Source organism: Sphingobium sp., from assembly GCF_003248505.1.
In the GTDB taxonomy this organism is placed as follows: domain Bacteria; phylum Pseudomonadota; class Alphaproteobacteria; order Sphingomonadales; family Sphingomonadaceae; genus Sphingobium.
In genome coordinates this window covers 1-20,188 of sequence record NZ_QFOA01000033.1, presented here as the reverse complement: position 1 = coordinate 20,188, position 20,188 = coordinate 1, and the positions used below count along the sequence as shown (strand labels likewise).

The window sequence follows — 20,188 nt, the reverse complement described above, 5'->3', positions numbered from 1 at the left end:
GCGGGGCGCGGATCAGGCCGCGCGCCGATCCTCCGTCATATTGGTCCCATCTTCCACCAAAGCATGGTGCAAGGCGCTTACCGCACTGTCGTAATGGCCAACGTCCACCATGAACTGGACATCGACGTTGCGGATCTGGTGCTGCATCGCGATGATCGGAACATGCGCAGAGGCCAAAGCCTGCAAGGCGTCCGTCATCAGCCCCGGACGCGCTATGTCGCTCCCGATCACCGATACGATCGCAACCGGCTGGGCCGAAATAGCCGCGTCGGGATAGCGCGTCTGGAGATCGGCGATCACTCGCTTCACCGTCGCCGCGTTAGCCGATAGATAATGAGTGATGGTATTGGCGTTGGACGCCTTGCTGACGATCCAGGCACCGTGCCGGGCCAGCGCCTCCAGGATGGCGGCGTCATAACCCTTCACCCCGACCATATCCTGTTCGAAAAATTGCAGCGCCTGCGCATGGCGCACTCCGGTCACGATCTCCACCCGGGGCGTGTCGGAGACATAGCTGCTGCAAATGAGCGTCCCGCCATCCTCGCGGTCGAAAGTGTTGCGCACGCGCAGGGGGATATCCGTTTGGCGCAGGCCACGGCCAGCACCGGGATGGATCGCTTCCATGCCAAGGTTCGCCAACTGGTCCGCTACGTCATAGTTGGTGCGCCCGATCTTGCGCGCCTTGTGCTGGCCCACCAGTCGCGGGTCGGCGCTCGACAGGTGAAATTCCTTGTGAATGATCGCTTCGCGCGCGCCCGTCAAAACGGCAATACGAGAAAAGGTCATTTCAGAATAGCCGCGCGCATAGCGGCGCACCATGCCCTCGCTGCACCCGGCATAACCGGTGACGATGGGGAGCGTCGTGGCAAGGTCGACCGGTGCGAAGGCTTCCCTGATGCGGTCGTCCAGTCCGCGCATGTCTTGCTGGTCCCAGAGGGTCAGGTCGATGAACTGCGCGTTGACGCCGCGGTCGCGCAGCAGCAATGCAGTCGAATGGGCGCTATGCGCTTCGCCAAGGCCAGCGAGCAATTCGCGCACCGTCATCAATTGTTCCTTGACGCAGAAACGGCCATGGCTGCGCAGCCGGGACAGGTCGTGGAGGCAGGCGGCGACGGCATCTATCCGGATGTCGACAAAAGCATTCGCCTCTGCCAGCCGGTCGGCGCGCAAGAACAGGGTTGCGTTGCGATCTCGCATGGCACGGCGCACAGCTTCCATTGCCTGGCGCCAGCCTTCCAAATCCTCATCCGCGACAAAGCGCGCATAGACGCCCGGTTCGCCGCTGTTCTTATGTTCCAGCAGCAGGTCGGTCATCCCGGCATAAGCCGAAACGACGAAGATACGGTTGTAGAGGTCTTCATCCTTGCGACCGCCGATCAGCACATTATCGAACAGGGTGGCGGTGGCGGCCATGGACGTGCCGCCGATTTTTTCGACGCTATGATTATTACTCATGCCGGCACGCCTTCCGTCAACGGACCGGTGACAGGCGCGATCGTTTCCGGTTCGCCGCGCGCCGCGATGAACGCAGGGCGTGGCGTGTCGACGCCAAAGGGCGCCGCCAGCCGGTTCGACACCGCATTATACACAAGGAAGGCGTTGGCGCGCGGGAACGGTGTGATGTTGCCGTTCGAACCATGCATGATGTTGCAGTCGAAGATGACCACGGAACCTGGCTTGCCGGTCGGGGCGACGATCCCGAATTTATGCGCCAGTTCAGCCAGGCTGTCTTCGTCAGGGACGCCATATTCCTGTTTCTTTAGCGACTGACGATAATGGTCTTCGGGTGTTTCACCCACGCAGGTCAGATAGTGACGATGAGATCCGGGTATCAGCATCAGCGGCCCGTTATGGGGGGTGTTTTCCGCCAACAGTATCGACATGGACAAGGCCCGCATGCGCGGCATGCCGTCTTCGACATGCCAGGTTTCGAAGTCGCTGTGCCAGTAGAATTCCTTGCCCTGAAACCCCGGCTTATAATTGAGGCGGGATTGGTGGACATAGACGTCGTCGCCCAGCAGGAAACGCGCAACCCCTGCTAACCGGATGTCGCGGGCCAACCGCCCGATCGCTCGGCTTTGCGCATGAATGCGGAAAATGGAGCGGACCTCATTGGCCCCCGGTTCGGTGACCACCGTTTCTGCTTCCAGCGCATTGGGGTCAGCCAGCAGCGCGCCGCCCTCCCGCTGGAGGAAGGCGACTTCGGCGTCCGAGAATATGTTCTCGAGCACCAGATAGCCGTCGCGGTCGAACTGTTCGGCCTGGCTGCGTGTGAGCGGAGCACTCTCGTTCCAATCCGTATGGACGACCGGGTCGAGGCGCGGCAAAAACTCCGCCGCCGGAGCGTGGCGGGATGGGTAGAAATCTCTCAAGGGACGTACCCCTTTTCCGTTTAGAAATTCAGTCGGTCAGCGCGGCTTCGCGCAAGGCACCGTTTCCGGTGCTGGATGTATCGGCGGGGTAAGCACCATTCTCGTCATGCACTTCAGTCCCGGTCACGGGCGGATTGAAGGCGCAAGCGCACATTATGTCGGTTTCCGGTCGAACGATATGTTCGTCATGGGCATTGAGGGCATAGATGACGCCTGGCGCCAGCCGGTGCGTAACCCCCGTTCCCAAATCCTCGATCGTGCCGGTGCCCTTGAGCACCAGCACCGCCTCCAGATGGTTCTTGTAATGCATGCGCAATTCCGCGCCCGCGTACATGGTGGTGACGTGGAAGGAAAAGCCCATATTGTCGTCCTTCAGCAGAAGACGAGCGCTCTCCCAGCCTTCGGACTTTACGTTGCGGTCGGACTTGCGGATGTCTTGCAGTTTGCGAACGATCATAGGTCGTATCTCCTCTTATTCTGCGGCGACGCCATAGGTGACGGCCAAGGCGGAACGAACGCTCCGCTCGAGAATGTCGAGACCGGCAGACAGGACGGCGTCCTCGATCACGAGGGGCGCCAGAACCTTGACGATCTCGTCATGCGCGCCGCTGGTTTCTATGATGAGCCCCTGCGCGAAGCAGGCGGCGGTGATGGTTTGGGCGATGTCGCCGGACACCAGGTCCAGGCCGCGCATCATGCCGCGACCTCGGGTGGAGAGGCCATGTTCGGCCGCCATCGCCTCCAATCTGCGCTCCAGCAATATGCTACGGCGGGCAATGTCCTTCTGGAAGGCGTCATTGCTCCAGAAATGGCGCAACGCGGCTGTGGCTGTCACGAAGGCGTGATTGTTGCCGCGAAAAGTGCCATTATGTTCGCCAGGCGACCATTGGTCGAGTTCCGGACGGAACAGGGTCAGCGCAAAGGGCAGACCCATGCCCGACAGCGATTTCGCCATGGTGACGATGTCGGGCGTAAACCCCATTCCTTCGAAGCTGAAGAAATGGCCCGTCCGGCCGCACCCCGCTTGAATATCGTCGACGATCATCAGCGCGCCGTGACGCTTTGCAATGTTTGCGATCCGGCGCAGCCATCCAGGCGATGCAGCGTTGAGACCGCCTTCGCCCTGGACCGTTTCCACCAATATGGCGGCGGGTGCATCAAGGCCGCTCGACGGGTCGGACAATCGCCGTTCCAGCAATTCGGCGGTATCGACCTCGGCACCGTGATAGCCGTCATAGGGTTCGTGAGCGACGTGGCTGAGCGGTACGCCCGCACCACCGCGCTTGGCAGCATTGCCGGTACAAGCAAGCGCGCCCAGGGTCATCCCGTGAAACCCGTTAGTGAAGGCGATCACCAGTTCGCGCCCCGTGACCTTACGCGCCAGCTTGATCGCAGCTTCGACGGCATTGGTGCCGGTCGGGCCGGTGAACATGGCGCGATAATCGAGTCCGCGAGGCTTGAGGATTACGTCCTCCAGCGCGCCTAGAAAATCCGCCTTGGCATCTGTATGCAGGTCGAGCGCGTGGGTAATGCCGTCATGGGCGATATAGTCGATCAGCGCGCTCTTGAGTACCGGGTGATTATGCCCGTAGTTGAGCGTCGAGCATCCCGATAGAAAATCCAGGTAGCGACCGCCTTGATTGTCGTGCATCCACACACCCTGAGCGCGGTCGAACTGACGGGGCATGGCGCGAGCATAGCTGCGCACCACGGATTCCCGCCGTTCGTAAATGGCCGTGTCGGGCATGGAGTCTGTCGGTTTAGGGTGGATAGTGACGGTCATATGATATCTCCTTAAGAGCGTGACGGCTGCGGCAGCGGACCGATCTGCGCTTGCCATTCGGTGGCATGCGCACCGGCAAAATGGGCCTCGCGCTCAAACCTTGCGGTTCTCTCGAAGGGGGCGTTCCAGCGGCGCGCCAACCCTTCGAATAGGGCCCAGGATGCGCGATTGTCGTCCGTGACGGTGGTCGTCAGATGCGTGACGCCTGCCTGCTGCGGGCGGGCCAGCAATGCGTCGATCATCCGGGCAGCCAAGCGCTGCCCCCGCGCAGCAGGCGACACGGCGACTTGCCAGACGAAGAATAGGTCGGGCGCGGCGGGTGGGCGATAACCCGATACCCAGCCGACAATCGAGCCATCGGACTCCGCAACGATACAGCTGTCGGCGAAATCGGTGCATTGGAGCAGGTTGCAATAGGCCGAATTGCGATCGAGCGGCGGGCAGGCGGCGATCAATACGCTGATGGCTGGGCCATCGGTGGCGGCAGGCATGCGAAACACGAAGTCCTGCTCCCCATCCTGTTCGGAGCGCGCAGAAGCCCGTGGCGGCGCAGCGGCCGCTGTGGCTTTTGGATTAAATATTGTTTATCTCCCGAATTATATTTTGCTCCAGAGCCTTCAATTGACCCCGGCGAGAACGGCCATAATATGCCGCATTGCGGTATGGCTTTCAACCCGCTGCAGGAAATTATGTTTCATTGACTGAATTAATATTCTGATCGCCACAAGGAAATTGGTGGCAATCGGCCTTTCCGGCTATGGTGCAATCCATGGATGCCGAACTTTCAACGCTTACCCTGCGCGCGCTAAGGCGCGTCCTGCGTGCCACCGAAACTGGAAGCCGCCAATTGGCTGCGGCGACCGGCCTTACGCCCTCACAACTCCTGGTGTTGCGCGAGATTGACTTGCGGGGGACATCCACGCCCTCTGCGATCGCGCAGGCCGTCCAGTTCAGCCAGGCGACAATTACAGCTGTCGTGGATCGCCTCGTATCTCTTGGTTTGGTCCAGCGCGAGCGCAGTGAAGCCGACAAACGCCAGTTTCACCTTAGCCTCCTGCCGGAAGGTATCAAAACGCTGGCCGATGCGCCGGACCCGCTGCAAATGCGGTTTACGGATCGGTTTGAAGCTCTGCCCATGTGGGAGCGGGCCATGATATTGGCTGCAACCGAGCGGCTCGCTATGTTGATGGATGCTCAGAACATCGATGCGGCGCCGTTGCTAGATAGCGGACAGATCGATCGCACGGAGCCGCAATGACGCCGGTTGACGTGCGGAGTGGCGCACCTGCGCCGCTCCCGGCGGAGAATATGTCTGGAATTACCGCGGACACGGGCAGCAAGCTTTTCTCACTTGCTGGCGCTTTACGAAACGGTGTCGTTCAAGGATTGGCGCGACCTTTTCAGGTTCGCATCACACGGAGGCGGATTCTTCGCGAAATACAATCTCCGTGAAATGGCCGACACTGTCGCATGTGTCCAGATAGGCAAAGCGAGCACGCGGTGTAGCACCTTCCATCGCGATGGAAAGACCGCTGGCAAGGGCGCGCTCGCGAACTTCCTCCCATGCTTTCACATCTGGTTGACGATAGCCAAGATGGTGAAGCGCAATCTGGTCGCTGCGGTCAGGCAGGGCATCCAGATAAACGGACGGCCAGTCCGGCCTAGGTTCGATCAATTCGATCTCGATATCCCCCAGCATAAGGTGGGAAAGCGCGCGTATCATAACGGGATTGCCGTCAGTATCTCGATAATCCTCGAGCAGGTCGATGCGGGTTGCGCCCATCCCGTCCAATGTCGCCAGGCCGAACTGAATATTCCGGGTTACGTAACCGATTTGGAACAATGGTCCGAATGCACCTGCTGATCCATCCATCCTCAGATCTCTCCATAGTCGATTGAAGGAAGATAGAGGCTGCCAACGATCGGCACCCTTTCCGATGGTAGGAGAATTGTGGTAAAAGCAGGCATAGACAAGGACGGTCGAGATAATAGTCCGATAGGGATGGGAAGTTTTGGCAATGGCTCTCTGTGCTGCCGTGCGGCTTAAAACATTCCTGCTTTTTGCAACGCTCGCTCAGGTTCCGTAGCGAATGGAGGCGGACTCTCCACAAAGGCGCATCAGAATTCTTCATCGGGCCACCGAAATATTCTTGGATCGCGGCTACGCAGGAACAACGGTCGACGACATTGCACAAGCCGCAGGGGTGGGCAAAGTTGCCATTTATCAACTCTTCGGCGACAAGGTGGACCTGTTCGCGCAGTGCATGATCGATGCGGCGGGGACCAACCCTGTCATGTCGAGGGCGCTTCTGCGAAGGGATTGTCCGGTTCGCGACGTTCTGGTGGAATTTGCCGAACAGCATATCCGCCGCATGCTTCGTCCGGTCTTCGGCACTCGCCCCTTCTATGAATTCGTGCGGGTGTTGCTGAGCGCCTCCATAACCCATCCTGACATCAGTGGGCGCTGCCTAGACATATTGCGATCGGACGAGGGCGCTCCGTTGCAGGAATATTTCCATGATATGCTCGAAAAGCAGATGCTCGCCGGCGGTGATGCGCCTTTTCTTACCCGTCATTTCATCCAGACCATCTTTTTTACCAACAATGTCATATTGGAGCCTTCGAGCGCCGAGCGTTATCGCGATAGCCGGGCTTCTGCCGAAAATGCGGTGGATCTATTTCTGAACGGGTGCGCCGGCGTGGCGCTTGCAGCCTTTACTCCGTCCGTGGGTTCCTTCTAAAGGGCGCAGCCGATAGCGCCGGACAAAACGACGTGAGCCAGCGGTCCGATCACATCAATTTTGAGTGGCGGCATTTCCTAAAGGATGCAGGCGTCACTGCCTTCCGCTGGCACGACATGCGCCACCATTTCGCCTCGCGGCTGGTCATTGGCGGGGTCGATCTCAAAATCGTGCGCGAACTGCTTGGGCGTAGCGATTATGCGATGACGCTGGCTAAGCTAGCGTCTAAGATGGGTCGGCATCGAAAGTCAGCACTTCGGGCAGTCCAGCCTTTTTGAACCTCTCCACGATCGGCTACGCCTCCGGCGGGCGCTTCCGATTTTCCCAATAATAGGCACGTTGCCTTCCATTTGAAGCATCATGCTTGGCGCACTCGACGTTTACATCCGGCCTCAGGTGAGAAAACGCTGCATAAGCGAAACAAAATGTTCCGTGAAGCATTGCTTTGCCATGTATCGAGTAAAAGATTTTAAGCCCGCCTGCGTCAAGCGATGTGGGCGTCTTCGATGACGATGAATACTCAGCTTTTCAGAACAACGGCCATTAGCGTTGTCGCTGTGGCGGCAATTGCCGCTGCCCTCAGGCTGGCAAGTCGCCTACCTCAGCGCTTGGCTGATGGATTGAAATCATCTTGGGAAGATTCCGCGCATACGGCTCTGGGACGCCAAATCAATGCAAGAGCGGCAAGGCACCCGGGGCTGTCGGGCGTACATCTTCTAGCAGACGCCCATGACGCGTTTGCGGCGCGCATGCTGCTTCTGAAGCACGCCGAAAGGTCGGTCGACCTACAATATTATATTTGGCACGGTGATCGCACCGGGACGCTTATGCTTGAAGCGGTGTATAAGGCGGCAGAACGCGGCGTGCATGTGCGCCTTCTTCTTGACGACAACGGTATCTCAGGCTTGGATCCCGTCCTTTCGGCGCTTGATAGTCACCCGAACGTCGAAATCCGCCTTTTCAATCCCTTTCGAATCCGCTTTCCGAAAGCGCTTGGATTTGTTACCGATTTTGGTCGGCTGAACCGCCGGATGCATAATAAAAGTTTCACAGTCGATGGCGCGGTGACCATCGTTGGCGGGCGCAATATCGGCGACGAGTATTTTGGAGCGCAGGACGGCGGATTGTTCGCCGATCTTGATGTGATGGCGATCGGTGCGGTGGTGCCTCATGTCGTACGAGATTTCGAACGCTATTGGACGTGCGCCTCGGCCTATCCAGCATGGCAGATTTTGCCGCGCGCGAGCATTCGGGTTATCCGGCGCCTTGTGACACGCGCCTCTATCGTAGAGCAGGATCCTTGGGCGCGAGCTTTCGTCGAGCGACTGGCTACCCTGCCGATTATCAGGGATCTGATGGAGGGTGATATCGATCTCATATGGTGTCCGGTCCGCATGTTGAGCGATGATCCGGCAAAAGCACTTGGCATTGCGGATGATAATGGGTTGCTTGCTGGGAAGCTTGAAGCCGTGATTGGCCAGCCGGAACGGGAGCTGGGGATCATCGCTGGTTATTTCGTGCCAGGCGAACGGGGCACGCGGACGCTGGCCGATCTTTCCCGGCGCGGTATTGCAGTTTCCGTGCTGACCAATGCCTATGCTGCGAACGACGTCGCCATGGTCCATGCCGGATATGCGCCTGCTCGAATGCCCCTGCTTAAAGCCGGTGTCAGCTTGTTCGAACTTTGCGGCGATGCGGGTTTACCGTCAAAACGGGATCGGCGAAGGGGCGCCCGTCTCGGCATAGGCAGCAAGCTGCGCGGATCTGGAACCGGCTCGAGCGCGGCTCTGCGTTCGCACGCATCGACCTTGCACGCCAAAACTTTCACTGTCGACCGGACGCGCCTCTTTATAGGCTCCTTTAACTTCGATCCTCGGTCCTTCGACCTGAATACGGAAATGGGCTTCGTGATCGATAGCCCGGAACTGGCGGGTCTGGCGGCAGACACTCTCGCCAGAGACGTTCCGGCTCGCGCATACAGGCTCTCCCTCAGCGAGAACGGCGCAATCAACTGGATCGAGCACGCCGCAGAGCGGTCAATTACACATGTTCGCGAACCGGGCATGCGCTTCATCGATCATGCTATCGTCGGGCTTGGCCGGATGCTGCCTATCCAGTGGTTGCTATGAACTTGCTTGCGCTCATGCGAAATGTGGCCTGCTGCCGGTTTGGCGGACACCGAGATAGGCTCAATCAGGCTATACCAGCGTACCGTTCGAAATCTATGGGGCTGCGATAGCCAACGGTCGAGTGCCGCCGGGACTTGTGCTGAATAAGGATAGTTACCAGCATAGCCGCTTCTTCAATGGCAACGACACTTTCCCTGTCTACGAAAATGTCAACGCTCGGCTGGGATGGGTCGGTATCGGCGGTAGCGGCTCGCACGACGGCGGCGTTCGTACGCAACCTGCTCGACAACACATGCGCTTATGCTAAGTCGGCCAGCCTCGGTATATTTACCCCGTTGAACAATGAGCTAGGCATGTACGGCATCGAACTGGGCTATCGCGTCTGAAGGGGGAGGGCCGGACCCGCGCGCGGGTCTGGCCCTGGTTTATCGGGTCGCACGGGCGACGATATGGGGGGCGTCGATCTGTCGTTCGATAAAGGCATCCCAGTCGCTTGCCCGATCGACTAGGAAATCGCGCACATGTTCGTGCGTGGGAAGCATGAACCGATTGGCGAGAATAGCCTTCACCACCATTTCACCTGTCTCTTCCGCTGGCATGAGATCGAATGCCGGGCCCGGGCCTCGCGTATCTGTCGGCGGCCCGAAGGACCGAAGCCCGGCCATGATGTTGGTCTTGACAGGCCCAGGACACAACACAGTTACGCCGATGCCCTGGGGGCGCAGATAGATGGCGAGGCCCTCTGAAATTTGGACGATCGCCGCTTTGGCCGCAGAGTAAGCCAGACGATCAAACGAATAGGTCATCAGCCCGGCGAACGATGCCGTATTCACGATATGGCCGCTACCCTGCGCGATCAGATGGGGCAGAAACGCCAGATTGCTGCGCACGACCGATAGCAGATTGATGTCGAGGACGCGGCGCCATTCGTCCAGCGGAACATGTTCTGGCAGCCCTCTGGTCATGCCGCCTGCATTGTTCATGACGATATCGACGCGTTCGAAATGCGAGAGCGCTTCCTGCCGAAGCATTTCGAAGGCCGTATCGTCTGCTACGTCGCATTGGATCGCGCTGGCCATGCCGCCAGCGGCCGTGATTTCAGCTGCCACGTTTTTTGCTCCGGCCTCGTTGATATCGGCAACGAGTATCGACACCCCGCGTTTGGCCATCGCCAGTGCGGTGGCACGGCCTATCCCGCTTCCTGCGCCGGTGACGACGGCAACCTTGTCCTGCAAATTATCCATGACATTTCACCTCTATTAAACATGCCGGCGCGTCCCAACGCCGCTATTGCTACACTCCGGGCGCTGTGAGCTGCGGGAAATCCCACATATCCGCTAGGCTGATAGATGACCTGCTCCAGCTCATCCAACGTGGCACCGTTGCGGACAGCGGCAGGAAAATGAATGTCAAGCTGTTCGGTCGATCGCAACGCAATGAGGAATGCAATCGTAAAAAAGCTGCGCGTTCGTGGATCAAGCGTGTTGTCGGTCCACAGCGGCTCGAAGATATTGTTCATGGGCATTTCGCCAAGGTCGCTGGCAAACTTTGGGCCTGTCGGGCCTTTTGCCAACTGCGACAAGATTTCAGGAGCGAGCATTTGTCGCAGAAGCCGCATGGCCTGTTCGCGTTTTTCACCCATGATCGATCCTCTCTCGTCGTGACAATCTATCTTGGCATAGGGTGGGCGCCTATGGCGCAACGACTATTAGATGCAGAAAAATCCCGAGCTATCATGTTCAAAAACCGGCCGTTCCCCGATGAAACGAAAAATCTGGAAAGGCCTAAAGACGGGTCCAACAAGGAGTGCCTGCCTTGTCGAGCGGGCCGCAACTGGCGATGCGCGTTGCGCCGTTGGATGCTATAAGCACAAGCCAATCGCCGCTATCCTCGCAGCGCAAAGCCCATGCTGCATTAGGGCCGATATCCCCCCTGAAAAGGGATTTGGTCGTGTTAGTGCAGGTTTCTCCCGCGTCACGCATCAGCCGAGAAAAGGCTGCGCTACGTCCCGCTCGATCCTGGATCTCAATAGCGTTGCTATATTTGTTTCGACTGCTCCCCTGCTGGGTAAACTCGTCATACGCAATTCGTCCACCCAGGAGAGCGGCAATCAGCAGTGTAGGTATCGCCGTCCATAAAAGGGCGCGACGTATATCCCCGCCCGCGTACCCACAGATATGGCACCATCGGCCATAGCCTTCCCGAGGCGTTTTGCATTTCGGACATCGCATAGCCCAGCGTCCTATTAGGATGATGAATCACATAACCCTATCGCTGGAGAGGGAGACATCGATGTCGATAGTCGCATTCTATAGAATATGGAATCGCAAGATATGGTGGATATGCAGGGTACCGGATTGAAATATGAAGAGTGGGAATCCGCGCCCTCTTTGCTGACGCCATCGACGCGTCGTCAAGCGGTAGCGGGCGTGTTACGATCGCGCATTGTATCAGGCGTTATCCCTCCCGGCGCACTGTTGCGTGAAACAGCGCTCGCTCAGGAACTGAATGTCAGCGCGACACCGGTGCGGGAGGCGCTTGGCACTCTTGCATCGGAAGGCTTGGTCGAGATTGAGGCTCATCGGCTGAAAAGAGCGACGCCTATCGATTTCGCCGTCATGCGCGATCTCATCCGGGTGCAAGCCGAACTCTGGCGATTAGGCTATGTCTGGGGCATGCCCGGCATCGACGCTGTCGAGGTGACGGCGCTGGAACAGACGATTGCGCGTTATCGCGCGGCGATCGAGAGCGGCGAACATATGGCCGCAATCATCGCTGGCCTCGATTTTCACACCATCTTCATCAAGGCGTCAGAAAGCCCGGAATTGTTACGCTCGACACTGGATCGCCGCGGACTGATTGCGCGCTTCATATTCCTGCACGGCATTGCGACGCTTTCGACAAGCGGTCTCAATCAGCACGAAGCGATACTACGTGCCTTCAAGGCCGGTAAGCAGGACGAAGTGCTCGACCATCTCGACTGGATGGCTGCTCGCCTAGTCAACCTGTGCGACGCCCAAACGAATCAAAAAAAACCAAAGGATTGACAATGGATTTCGAACTACCCGAGGAATATCGTTCCTTCCGCGACATGGTACGGCGCTGGGTTGATAATGAAGCGCCCAAGGATTGGGCGCGCGCGCTTGAAAAGGACGAGCATCAGTATCCTTTTGCGCTGTGGGACAAATTCACCGAAGCGGGTTTTCACGGCGTCGGCATTGCTGAAGAGCATGGCGGGCAGGGCGGCGATGTTGTGATGCAGATGCTGCTGGCGCGCGAACTGGCTCGATCCTTGGGGGGGCTGGCATGGATCTGGGGTATCACCAGCTTCGCCGGTTCCAAGTCGATCGGACTTTACGGTTCGGCCGAGCAGAAGGCGAAATATCTTCCCCTGATCGCCACGGGTCAGCTGAAGGCCGCCATAGCCTTTACCGAGCCGGGGGGTGGGACCGACCTGTTGGGTGCGATGAGCACCATCGCCGAGCGGGTCGATGGCGGCTGGAAGATCAATGGGGAGAAAATCTGGTCCTCGTCCGCTCATGTGGCGGATTATTTGCTCGTGATCGCGCGCAGCGACAGGAACGCTGAGAAGAAGCATCAGGGTCTGACCCTCTTTTGGGTGCCGACCAAGACGCAAGGCGTGAAGATCACGCCGCTGGCCAAGCTGGGCATGCGGTCGATGGGCAGCTGCTCTGTCCATTTCGAAGATGCCTTCGTCGCCGACGACCATGTCCTGGGCGAACCGCACAAGGCCTGGTACATGCTTCTGCCCACGCTCAATAACGAGCGGATCATGGTCGGCGCCTTCTGCCTGGGGGTGATCGACGGCGTTCTGGAGGATGCGCTCGACTATATGAAGCAGCGCAAGGCGTTCGGCGGCATCATCGGCCGGTTCCAGAGCTTGCAGCATTATGTCGCCGATATAGCCACCATGCAGAAGACGACGGAATTGATGCTGCATTTCTGCGCCGACAAGCAAAGCCGGGGTGAGAATGTGGGGGTGGAGGCCAATATGCTGAAGCTGATGGCGTCGGAAAACGCCAATGCGGCGGCGGACATGGGCATCCAGATTCTGGGCGGCATGGGCTATTCGGCGGAAACCGACATGCAGCGATACTGGCGCGACAGTCGGCTGTGGCGCATCGGACCGATCACAAACGAGATGGTGCGCAACGGCATTGCAGAAAGCCTGGGCCTGCCCCGATCCTTCTGAAAGACAGGTGTGCTTGAGCCCGGTGGGTGACATTGTGGCCCAAGACCAACGATCACGGTGCAAAGCTGGACGTTCAAGGAGAGTGAGAGCGATGATGTTTCCCGAGCAGCCGATTCCGGCTCATGTGCCGTCCGAACTGGTCAGGACGGACTTTCCCTTCATCTTCGGTACGACGACGACCAGGGATCCGTTCGACGACATGACGATGAAGGTGCATGAAGGCCCGGACATCATCTATGCCACGCATGCCTATCCGGGTGGAACCCCAGCCTGGGTACCCCGGCGCATGGCGCATCTTCGCGAAATCTACCTCGACACGGACCATTTTTCCTCGACGGATTTTTCGCCATTTTCCAAGCTGGTCGGGGGCAACTGGATCAATTCGCCAGCGGAACTCGATCCCCCGGCCCATGGGCCATTTCGGCAGATGGTCAACCCCGCCTTCACGCCCAAGGCCATGGCGGCGCTGGAGGATAAGATTCGGCAATATGCCGTCGAATATGTCGATGCATTCGCTGCGCGCGGCGAATGCGAATTCATGAGCGAGTTCGCGTTCGAATTTCCCATCAAGGTGTTCATGGAACTGATGGGGCTCCCGCTGGACCGCGTCGCCGAATTCATGGATTGGGAGATGAACCTTCTTCATAATCACGACCTCTCCAAGATTGCGGAAGCCACCCGCAATGTGCTCGCTTATCTGGGGGACGAGATCGAAGACAGGCGATCCAATCCCCGCAACGACCTCATCACCTTCGGCGTCCAGGGGAAGATCGACGGTCGTGCGCTGACGGACGACGAATTGCTGGGTTTCGTTTTCAACCTGTTCGTCGGTGGATTGGACACGGTGTCCACCAACATGGGCCTTCAGTTCCGGCATCTGGGTAGCGATAAGGAGGATCAGGCTTTCCTGCGGGCAAATCCGTCGCAAATCCCCCATGCCATAGACGAACTGATGCGCGCTTATGGCGCAGTGACGACCTTCCGCACGTGCAAGAAGGAAACGGAATTGGCGGGCATACGCTTCATGCCGGGCGACAGGGTGGCCATGTCGACCACGCTGGCCGGCCGCGATCCTGCGGAATTCGACGCGCCGACCGAGGTTCGGCTTGACCGCCGCCCGCGCCATGTCGGCTTTGGCTTCGGCATTCATACCTGCGTCGGCATGCATCTCGCGCGGCGTGAACTCAGGATCGCGATGGAAGAGTTTCTGGCGCGGATTCCTGAATTTCGCATCGCGCCCGGTCATCAGGTCGAATGCCATTTGGGAATGATCCAGCCTGTGGCATTACCGTTGGTCTGGACAGCCGCTTGAAGCGAAGGAGAGAAAATGAGCGTTTTTACACATGTTTCGGTGGGTACTAACGACGTCGAGCAATCGCGTGGCTTTTATGACGCCGTTCTGGCGCCTTTGGGGCTGAAGCGGCTTTTCGACGCGGAAACCATGTCGGTCTGGGGTGTGGATCGACCGGCAATCATGGTGACGAAGCCTGCCAATGGTGGGGAAGCGACCCATGCCAATGGCGGCACCATCGGGCTGGTCGCCCCGTCGCGCGCGGCGGTCGATGCGTTTCATGCCGCCGCTCTGGGCAATGGCGGCACATGCGATGGCCCACCGGGCCTGCGGGCATTCGCTCCTAACGCTTATGGCGCCTATGTGCGGGACAGCGTCGGCAATAAATTCTGCGCCTATTGCTACGCGCCGGAATGATCCTGCACCTGGGCGTGCCAATTCGCGCACGCCCAGGCCAGCGGATCAAAGATCCAGACAGGCATCTTCGAAATCCAGGCGGGGATTGCGCGGATAAAGACCGGCGGGATCGCCATAGCCGATATTGCACAGAAAATTGCTCTTCCACCGACCGTCGGGGAAGAATTCGGCATCGGTGCCCGTCTTGTCGAAACCGGACATCGGACCGCAATCGAGCCCCAGTGCGCGGGCCGCCATCATGAAATAGGCTCCCTGCAGGGTCGAGGATCGCTCCATGGCATCCGCGATCAGAGCGTCGTTGCCCTCGAATGTGGCGCGCATGTCGCGGGACGGAAACAGCTTGTCGTAAAACTCGTAGAAGCGCGTATCGCCAGCGATGACCACCGTACAGGGCGCTTGCATCGCCTTTTCCACATTGCCTGCGCTCAGATGAGGTTTCAGCCGGGCCTTGGCTGCGGCGGAACGGATGAACAGGAAGCGCCCCGGATTGCTGTTCGCAGTGGTCGGTCCCCATTTCGCCAGATCGTAGATCGCCCGTATCGTCTCGTCCGTTACGGGTCGATCGGTCCATGCATTGTGCGTTCTGGCCCCGCGAAACAGCAGATCGAGCATCATGTCTTGGGTAAGGGCAGCGGTGTCGGTCATCATGCACTCATCATTTGGTCGGATCGGCTATCCCATTGCTATTCCAGCCTGTCGCCTCACGTGCAAGGATAGTATCGGCTTCGGCATCCAGCTTTGCCATGTCTGACTGTTCCCATGCGCGATGGGCGCCCGCGGCATAGGCAAGTCCATTGTCGCGATACAGAAGGGCGTCGACGACATTCGATCGCAGCTTGTCTATCCGGCGGACCACCCTACCCGGCGTTCCCATGACCAGCGAGTGGGGCGGAATCATGGTGCCCGGCGGCAGGAAACTGTGCCCGGCGACGATCGAACCCCGCCCGATAACGCAGCGTTCCATGATGGTCGCTCCCACGCCGATCAGGCAGGCGGGCTCTATCGTGCAGCCATGAACGACGGCGCGGTGACCGACGGTGCAGTAATCGCCGATAACCGTCGGGTTATCCCACCCGATATGGACCATCGCGTGATCCTGAACGCTGGCGCACCGCCCGACCGACACATAGGCCCGTTCGCAGCGTATGACGGCGTAGGGCCAAAGGCTGCAATCGTCGCCCAGCCGGACGTCGCCGAACATGCGCACCGTCGGGTCGATATAGGCGGCCGCACCCATGTGGTCAGCGGCTTATGACGATCTTGCCATAGGGGCTGCCTGCCTGCGCTGCCCATGCCTGCTCTGCATCGGCAAAGTCATGGCGGCGGGTATCGACGGTCAGACCCTGCGTCAGGGCCATGTCGATCAGCCGGCCATAGGCGGCGCGGCGCTCGCCGGCGGGCCGCTGGCCGGTGCCGACGCCGACATGGCTCCGGAAAACGAGATCGCGCAGTGTCAGCGCGACCGTGGGCCCGGCCTGGACACCGATGCTCATCATTCGGGCGCCGGGGCGGGTCGCGCGCATCGCGGCCTCGGCAGGCGGGCCGTAGATGATGTCCAGCACGACATCGAAGCCGCCATCCGAAACCGCCTTCAACGCCGCGTCGTCATCGCCTTCGCCTAATATGGCGATGGCATCGGCGTGACCGGCGGCCTGCATTGCCTCCAGCCGATCCCGGTTGCGCGCGGCCGCGACAACCCGGCCCGCGCCCAGCAGACGGGCGATTTGCGCGCCGATTTGCCCGACCGGACCGGTTGCGCCGAGGATGAGGACGGACTCGCCCTGAGCGATTTTTGCTTCTTCCAGCGGAATCAGGGCACCGGTCCCTGAAATGGCAAGGGCGATCAACTGATCGTCGGATAAATCGTCGGGAACCGGCCAGATTTCCTCATCCTGAACCAACGTCCGCTCGGCGATGGCACCGAAAGGTGCTTTGCTGTGGCCGAAATAAATACGCTGGCCATTATCGAGCCGACCGACGCCCTCGCTGCCTGGCACATAGGCAGCGCCGATGGGGCCAAAAAATCCCTTTGCCCTCATAAGATCGGTGGGGCCGATGCCGGCCGACGAGACCTCTATCACCTGATGGCCGGGCTGTGCGGCGGGTTCAGCATGCTCTGTAAGAACGAAGCTGCCATTCGTGTCGATCAGCGCAGCGCGCATATCATACCTCTTGAAAGATAGATGCGGTCAAGCCGCAGATGCAAACAGGGCCGCTCGCTTTTCAACGGGCAGCCCTGCTTCAATTATGGCGTGTCGATCTCAATATGCGCCCGGGGGCGAGATGGGATCGGCTTCCGTCAGATTGCGGCCATAGATTTCATAACCGATGGTCGGGATATTCTGGATGTGGCGCAGCGCCATGGAAATATCGCGCCAGTAGCGGTTGATCGGCTTGTCCAGCGCGAAGCTCGAAGACCCTGCCTGGAACATCAGCGATTCACTGGCGCCGTGAACCAGTTCGATCATCTGCGCACCGCCTGCGCGCTGCTTCGCCTTTTCCGCCAGGGTGAACTCTTCGCCCAGGCCGACGCGATCCAGCTTGGCAGTCAGATCGAACAGGATCAGCTTTGCGGTGTCGATCATCGCTGCGGCTTCGCCCAGATCGCGCATATAGGCGCCCGACTTGGTACGCGGCCCGATGATCGTCGTCAGCACCGGCTTTTTGGGGGCCTCGGCGGTGACGATTTCCAGCATGGCTTCGACCGCGCCGATCAATTGAGCGATGCCCGTAGTACGGACGACCGGTACGGCGGGCAGGAGATCGGAAGGAGCGCCGAAATGGCGCTTCGTGCGGTCAATCTGCCCGGCGCGTTCATCCATCAGCACCATCTGGGCTTCAGGAATGAAGACATCCTTGGCAATCGCTGTGTCCGAACCGGTGCCCTGCATCCCGGAAACGAACCAGGTGTCCTGAATGGTCATGCTGTCCATCGGCAGGTAGCACATGCTGATGCCGGGAACGACGGGGCCGTCATAGCCTTCCAGGACGACGCCCTGCTGCGCCCAGTTCGACTGCCGCGATCCCGACATATAAGGCCAGCTGCCGTTGATGATCCAGCCGCCATCGACTTTGCGAGCCTTGCCGGGGGGGTTGTAAGCGCCGCAGACCGGCTGCGGACCGTCACCGAAAACCGCATCCTGCACGCCATCGGGCGCGAGGCTCGTGATCCAGCTCGTGCCGTTAATGATCTGGATCACCCAGCTGATCGCCGGATCGCCCTTGGCGATTTCCATTTGCACCCGGCAGAAATCCGTAGGGGAAAGCCCCATGCCGCCCAGTCTTTGCGGTAGAAGCATGCGAAGGAACCCTTCGTCCTTCAACATCTTGTCGACCGCAGCTGTAGGGCAGCGTTGCTTTTCGCCTTCGGGCGCCTGGCTTTGGAGGAAGCCGCGGAAGCTGCGTGCTTTTTCGACCATCGCGTCAGCGATGGCCTTTTCAGCGAAGCCGCGCTGGATCTCATTGTCCATTTTGGGAGCAGTAGCCATCAGTTCATCCTTTCCTTAATCGACATGGTGTCCAGCGATCTGCAAAGCCCAGTCGCACAAACGGTCTGGCGCGCTGTTCCAGATTGCCAGCCACTCCGCAGTGGCGGGAATAATAAGTGTGCTCAGTTGCAGGCGAACGATCGTATCGCAAAATGCATCGCGGTCGATTCGACGGCCGATGAGCTTGTCGAAATGATCGAATGCAGGGTCGAGCGCGCGTTGCACTGCGGCTTTGTGCCGCCCGAAATGGCTACGCAGAAATTGGAGATGGAAGGCCGGTTCGACCTCGAAAATGCCGTCTGGCGAGCGCTCGATCGTGAAGCGGCTGTAGAAGCGCATGACTGCGCGGAAGCGCTCGATCGGGTCCTCGACGCCCTGGCCTGATTCTACCACGCCCTTCTCGAAACTGCTGCATACATATTCGCTGAATGCTGCGAGCACCTCTTCCTTGCAGGCAAAGTAACGATAGAGCGTGCCGCGCGAAACGCCGCTGCTCTCACTGATGTCGCTCATCGACAGACGGCGCGCGCCGATGGAACTGATCGCGCGCAATGTGCCGTCCATGATCTTCTGGACGCTACCCGACTGATCGGTGGCGGCGATTTCGCTCCAGTCGGCGTGCGGCATCAGCTTCATGTCTGGGCTTCCATTTCCGCCAGATTGTGCGGCACGCTCACATAACCCGGCAGATGTTGACCGCCGTCCACGTTGATCAGTTCTCCATTGACGAAGCGTGACATCTCCGAGGCTAGGAAGAGGACGACAGGGCCGATGTCCTTTTCCGGGTCGCCAGCGCGTTTAAGAGGATTGCTGGCGGTCGCCATTTCCAGGAAGCCGGGGACAGTTTCCGCGAGTTCCGCAAATACCTGCCCCATGCCGGTCGGTGCGATGGCGTTGGTGCGGATATTGAAGCGGCCCCATTCGACCGCTGCGGTCCGGGTAAGCCCCAGGATCGCACCCTTGTTCATATTATAATCGGCATGAAGCCAAGCGCCGGTCTGGGCGTCGATCGAATAGAAATTAACGATAGAGCCGCCGCCTCGCGCCTTCATATGCGGAAACGCAGCGCGCATCGCCCACCAGCTTCCCCAGGTTCCGATCTCCAGCGTGCGCTGAAGCATCTCATCCGTCTTCTGCTCCAGCAACACATTGGGCGAAAGCTGCGACGCGTTATTGACCAATATGTCCAGCCCGCCAAATTCGCTGACGGCCCGTTCGATCATCGCTTCCACTTCGGCCTTCACGCCCATGTCGGCGGACATGCCGACGGCACGCACGCCAAAGCTCTGGGTGATTTCCGCCGCCACCTTTTCGGCGGCCGCGCCATCCCGGCCCGTGATGAGCAGATTTGCGCCCGCCTCCGCCAGGCAGCGGGAAATGCCGTAGCCCAGCCCCTTGGCGCCGCCCGTGACGATTGCGACCTTGTTCTTTACCAATCCCGTCACGCCACTACTCCTGTTATCTGTTCGCTCAGGACTCGGTCCATATCCATGCGTTCCTGGCAATAGTCTTTCGTGAAAACATAGCCGCGGATCGCCCCGTCCGCATCGTAATAATGATATTTGATGCCGCGATCGTCATTGGCGACTTCCTTCCACTGCCCTTCCACGTCGACGGGCGCGGGCAGCAGGACGACAGGATAGGCGGTGGTCTTGACCTGTACGGACAGCGGCGGGAAGCGAATGTCCGTGGGCGTGCCGAGCACGCTGGGCGCGATGGCCCGGGCCGCTGCCATGATCGGGGTCACATAGGCC

General features: G+C 59.4%; 23 protein-coding genes and 1 pseudogene. 9 read left to right on the top strand and 15 right to left on the bottom strand.

Annotated elements, in window-relative coordinates; all coding sequences use genetic code 11:
• Window positions 1–12: 12 nt before the first annotated feature.
• The 5 genes from DI606_RS11615 to ectA are packed head-to-tail and all read right to left on the bottom strand — an operon-like array spanning window position 13 to window position 4,646.
• Window positions 13–1,455, bottom strand: a complete 1,443-nt coding sequence (locus tag DI606_RS11615) for an aspartate kinase (protein WP_293983020.1) — start codon at window positions 1,453–1,455, stop codon at window positions 13–15.
• Window positions 1,452–2,372 (bottom strand): ectoine hydroxylase, encoded by a 921-nt coding sequence (gene thpD / locus DI606_RS11610; RefSeq protein WP_293983018.1) that lies wholly within the window; start codon window positions 2,370–2,372, stop codon window positions 1,452–1,454. Before thpD ends, DI606_RS11615 begins: the two co-directional genes overlap by 4 nt.
• A 28-nt stretch (window positions 2,373–2,400) precedes the next feature.
• A complete protein-coding gene (locus DI606_RS11605) occupies window positions 2,401–2,829 on the bottom strand; it encodes an ectoine synthase (protein WP_293983015.1) in 429 nt (142 codons plus the stop codon).
• Window positions 2,830–2,844: 15 nt separating this feature from the next.
• The gene (gene ectB / locus DI606_RS11600) at window positions 2,845–4,155 is read right to left on the bottom strand and encodes a diaminobutyrate--2-oxoglutarate transaminase (RefSeq protein WP_293983013.1); all 1,311 of its coding nucleotides are present in this window, start codon (window positions 4,153–4,155) and stop codon (window positions 2,845–2,847) included.
• An 11-nt stretch (window positions 4,156–4,166) separates the two neighbouring features.
• Window positions 4,167–4,646 carry a diaminobutyrate acetyltransferase gene (gene ectA / locus DI606_RS11595; RefSeq protein ID WP_293983053.1) on the bottom strand — a complete coding sequence of 160 codons (480 nt, stop codon included), beginning with the start codon at window positions 4,644–4,646 and terminating at the stop codon, window positions 4,167–4,169.
• Between the two features lie 278 nt (window positions 4,647–4,924).
• On the opposite strand from ectA, the gene DI606_RS11590 reads away from it, so the two are divergent.
• A complete protein-coding gene (locus DI606_RS11590) occupies window positions 4,925–5,413 on the top strand; it encodes a MarR family transcriptional regulator (protein ID WP_293983010.1) in 489 nt (162 codons plus the stop codon).
• Between the two features lie 153 nt (window positions 5,414–5,566).
• Here the strand turns inward: DI606_RS11590 and DI606_RS11585 are convergent, their stop codons facing one another.
• Entirely contained in the window at window positions 5,567–6,028 is a 462-nt protein-coding gene (locus tag DI606_RS11585; protein WP_293983008.1) for a VOC family protein, read from the bottom strand.
• A gap of 217 nt (window positions 6,029–6,245) precedes the next feature.
• Here DI606_RS11585 and DI606_RS11580 point away from each other — a divergent pair, with 217 nt between their 5' ends.
• From DI606_RS11580 to DI606_RS11565, 4 genes are all read left to right on the top strand, one after another.
• Window positions 6,246–6,896 carry a TetR/AcrR family transcriptional regulator gene (locus DI606_RS11580; protein ID WP_293983006.1) on the top strand — a complete coding sequence of 217 codons (651 nt, stop codon included), beginning with the start codon at window positions 6,246–6,248 and terminating at the stop codon, window positions 6,894–6,896.
• Window positions 6,897–6,928: 32 nt separating this feature from the next.
• Window positions 6,929–7,174, top strand: a complete 246-nt coding sequence (locus tag DI606_RS11575; RefSeq protein WP_293983003.1) for a tyrosine-type recombinase/integrase — start codon at window positions 6,929–6,931, stop codon at window positions 7,172–7,174.
• 228 nt (window positions 7,175–7,402) lie between these two features.
• A complete protein-coding gene (locus DI606_RS11570) occupies window positions 7,403–9,025 on the top strand; it encodes a phospholipase D family protein (RefSeq protein WP_293983001.1) in 1,623 nt (540 codons plus the stop codon).
• 176 nt (window positions 9,026–9,201) lie between these two features.
• Complete coding sequence (locus DI606_RS11565) at window positions 9,202–9,411, top strand: hypothetical protein (protein ID WP_293982999.1); 210 nt, start codon at window positions 9,202–9,204, stop codon at window positions 9,409–9,411.
• Between the two features lie 39 nt (window positions 9,412–9,450).
• Here DI606_RS11565 and DI606_RS11560 read toward each other — a convergent pair whose 3' ends face one another.
• Complete coding sequence (locus tag DI606_RS11560) at window positions 9,451–10,269, bottom strand: SDR family oxidoreductase (RefSeq protein WP_293982997.1); 819 nt, start codon at window positions 10,267–10,269, stop codon at window positions 9,451–9,453.
• Window positions 10,215–10,667, bottom strand: a complete 453-nt coding sequence (locus tag DI606_RS11555; RefSeq protein WP_293982994.1) for a carboxymuconolactone decarboxylase family protein — start codon at window positions 10,665–10,667, stop codon at window positions 10,215–10,217. The genes DI606_RS11560 and DI606_RS11555 overlap by 55 nt, the downstream gene beginning before the upstream one ends.
• A 691-nt stretch (window positions 10,668–11,358) precedes the next feature.
• On the opposite strand from DI606_RS11555, the gene DI606_RS11550 reads away from it, so the two are divergent.
• The 4 genes from DI606_RS11550 (at window position 11,359) to DI606_RS11535 (ending at window position 14,946) form a co-directional block, all read left to right on the top strand.
• Entirely contained in the window at window positions 11,359–12,072 is a 714-nt protein-coding gene (locus DI606_RS11550; protein WP_293982991.1) for a GntR family transcriptional regulator, read from the top strand.
• Between the two features lie 2 nt (window positions 12,073–12,074).
• Window positions 12,075–13,238, top strand: a complete 1,164-nt coding sequence (locus DI606_RS11545; RefSeq protein ID WP_293982988.1) for an acyl-CoA dehydrogenase family protein — start codon at window positions 12,075–12,077, stop codon at window positions 13,236–13,238.
• A 91-nt stretch (window positions 13,239–13,329) separates the two neighbouring features.
• The gene (locus tag DI606_RS11540) at window positions 13,330–14,550 is read left to right on the top strand and encodes a cytochrome P450 (protein ID WP_293982985.1); all 1,221 of its coding nucleotides are present in this window, start codon (window positions 13,330–13,332) and stop codon (window positions 14,548–14,550) included.
• A gap of 15 nt (window positions 14,551–14,565) precedes the next feature.
• A complete protein-coding gene (locus DI606_RS11535; RefSeq protein WP_293982983.1) occupies window positions 14,566–14,946 on the top strand; it encodes a VOC family protein in 381 nt (126 codons plus the stop codon).
• A 45-nt stretch (window positions 14,947–14,991) separates the two neighbouring features.
• Here the strand turns inward: DI606_RS11535 and DI606_RS11530 are convergent, their stop codons facing one another.
• The 7 genes and pseudogenes from DI606_RS11530 to DI606_RS11500 all read right to left on the bottom strand — a co-directional run.
• The gene (locus tag DI606_RS11530; RefSeq protein WP_293983050.1) at window positions 14,992–15,591 is read right to left on the bottom strand and encodes a malonic semialdehyde reductase; all 600 of its coding nucleotides are present in this window, start codon (window positions 15,589–15,591) and stop codon (window positions 14,992–14,994) included.
• Between the two features lie 10 nt (window positions 15,592–15,601).
• Window positions 15,602–16,183, bottom strand: coding sequence for a gamma carbonic anhydrase family protein (locus DI606_RS11525; RefSeq protein ID WP_293982980.1), 582 nt, complete (start codon window positions 16,181–16,183; stop codon window positions 15,602–15,604).
• A gap of 4 nt (window positions 16,184–16,187) precedes the next feature.
• A complete protein-coding gene (locus tag DI606_RS11520) occupies window positions 16,188–17,108 on the bottom strand; it encodes a zinc-binding dehydrogenase (RefSeq protein WP_293982977.1) in 921 nt (306 codons plus the stop codon).
• Window positions 17,109–17,207: 99 nt separating this feature from the next.
• On the bottom strand, window positions 17,208–18,434 hold the full coding sequence (locus DI606_RS11515) for an acyl-CoA dehydrogenase family protein (protein WP_293982974.1): 1,227 nt from the start codon (window positions 18,432–18,434) through the stop codon (window positions 17,208–17,210).
• Window positions 18,435–18,449: 15 nt separating this feature from the next.
• Window positions 18,450–19,070: a TetR/AcrR family transcriptional regulator gene (locus DI606_RS11510; protein WP_293982971.1), complete on the bottom strand. Its 621-nt coding sequence runs from the start codon at window positions 19,068–19,070 to the stop codon at window positions 18,450–18,452.
• Window positions 19,067–19,879: an SDR family NAD(P)-dependent oxidoreductase gene (locus DI606_RS11505; RefSeq protein ID WP_293982969.1), complete on the bottom strand. Its 813-nt coding sequence runs from the start codon at window positions 19,877–19,879 to the stop codon at window positions 19,067–19,069. The genes DI606_RS11510 and DI606_RS11505 overlap by 4 nt, the downstream gene beginning before the upstream one ends.
• Window positions 19,876–20,188, bottom strand: a pseudogene (locus DI606_RS11500) (FAD-dependent oxidoreductase); the annotation flags it as partial. The gene DI606_RS11505 and the pseudogene DI606_RS11500, both read right to left, overlap by 4 nt.

Bases quoted from the DNA above. Each gene is read 5' to 3' on its own strand.
- DI606_RS11515 (WP_293982974.1), bottom strand. From the start codon at position 18,434: ATGGCTACTGCTCCCAAAATGGACAATGAGATCCAGCGCGGCTTCGCT.
- DI606_RS11510 (WP_293982971.1), bottom strand. From the start codon at position 19,070: ATGAAGCTGATGCCGCACGCCGACTGGAGCGAAATCGCCGCCACCGAT.
- DI606_RS11585 (WP_293983008.1), bottom strand. From the start codon at position 6,028: ATGGATGGATCAGCAGGTGCATTCGGACCATTGTTCCAAATCGGTTAC.
- ectA (WP_293983053.1), bottom strand. From the start codon at position 4,646: ATGCCTGCCGCCACCGATGGCCCAGCCATCAGCGTATTGATCGCCGCC.
- DI606_RS11535 (WP_293982983.1), top strand. From the start codon at position 14,566: ATGAGCGTTTTTACACATGTTTCGGTGGGTACTAACGACGTCGAGCAA.
- DI606_RS11520 (WP_293982977.1), bottom strand. From the start codon at position 17,108: ATGCGCGCTGCGCTGATCGACACGAATGGCAGCTTCGTTCTTACAGAG.
- DI606_RS11560 (WP_293982997.1), bottom strand. From the start codon at position 10,269: ATGGATAATTTGCAGGACAAGGTTGCCGTCGTCACCGGCGCAGGAAGC.
- DI606_RS11605 (WP_293983015.1), bottom strand. From the start codon at position 2,829: ATGATCGTTCGCAAACTGCAAGACATCCGCAAGTCCGACCGCAACGTA.
- DI606_RS11590 (WP_293983010.1), top strand. From the start codon at position 4,925: ATGGATGCCGAACTTTCAACGCTTACCCTGCGCGCGCTAAGGCGCGTC.
- DI606_RS11570 (WP_293983001.1), top strand. From the start codon at position 7,403: ATGACGATGAATACTCAGCTTTTCAGAACAACGGCCATTAGCGTTGTC.
- DI606_RS11565 (WP_293982999.1), top strand. From the start codon at position 9,202: ATGGCAACGACACTTTCCCTGTCTACGAAAATGTCAACGCTCGGCTGG.
- DI606_RS11615 (WP_293983020.1), bottom strand. From the start codon at position 1,455: ATGAGTAATAATCATAGCGTCGAAAAAATCGGCGGCACGTCCATGGCC.
- DI606_RS11540 (WP_293982985.1), top strand. From the start codon at position 13,330: ATGATGTTTCCCGAGCAGCCGATTCCGGCTCATGTGCCGTCCGAACTG.
- ectB (WP_293983013.1), bottom strand. From the start codon at position 4,155: ATGACCGTCACTATCCACCCTAAACCGACAGACTCCATGCCCGACACG.
- DI606_RS11550 (WP_293982991.1), top strand. From the start codon at position 11,359: ATGGTGGATATGCAGGGTACCGGATTGAAATATGAAGAGTGGGAATCC.
- DI606_RS11530 (WP_293983050.1), bottom strand. From the start codon at position 15,591: ATGACCGACACCGCTGCCCTTACCCAAGACATGATGCTCGATCTGCTG.
- DI606_RS11525 (WP_293982980.1), bottom strand. From the start codon at position 16,183: ATGGGTGCGGCCGCCTATATCGACCCGACGGTGCGCATGTTCGGCGAC.
- DI606_RS11580 (WP_293983006.1), top strand. From the start codon at position 6,246: ATGGAGGCGGACTCTCCACAAAGGCGCATCAGAATTCTTCATCGGGCC.
- DI606_RS11545 (WP_293982988.1), top strand. From the start codon at position 12,075: ATGGATTTCGAACTACCCGAGGAATATCGTTCCTTCCGCGACATGGTA.
- DI606_RS11555 (WP_293982994.1), bottom strand. From the start codon at position 10,667: ATGGGTGAAAAACGCGAACAGGCCATGCGGCTTCTGCGACAAATGCTC.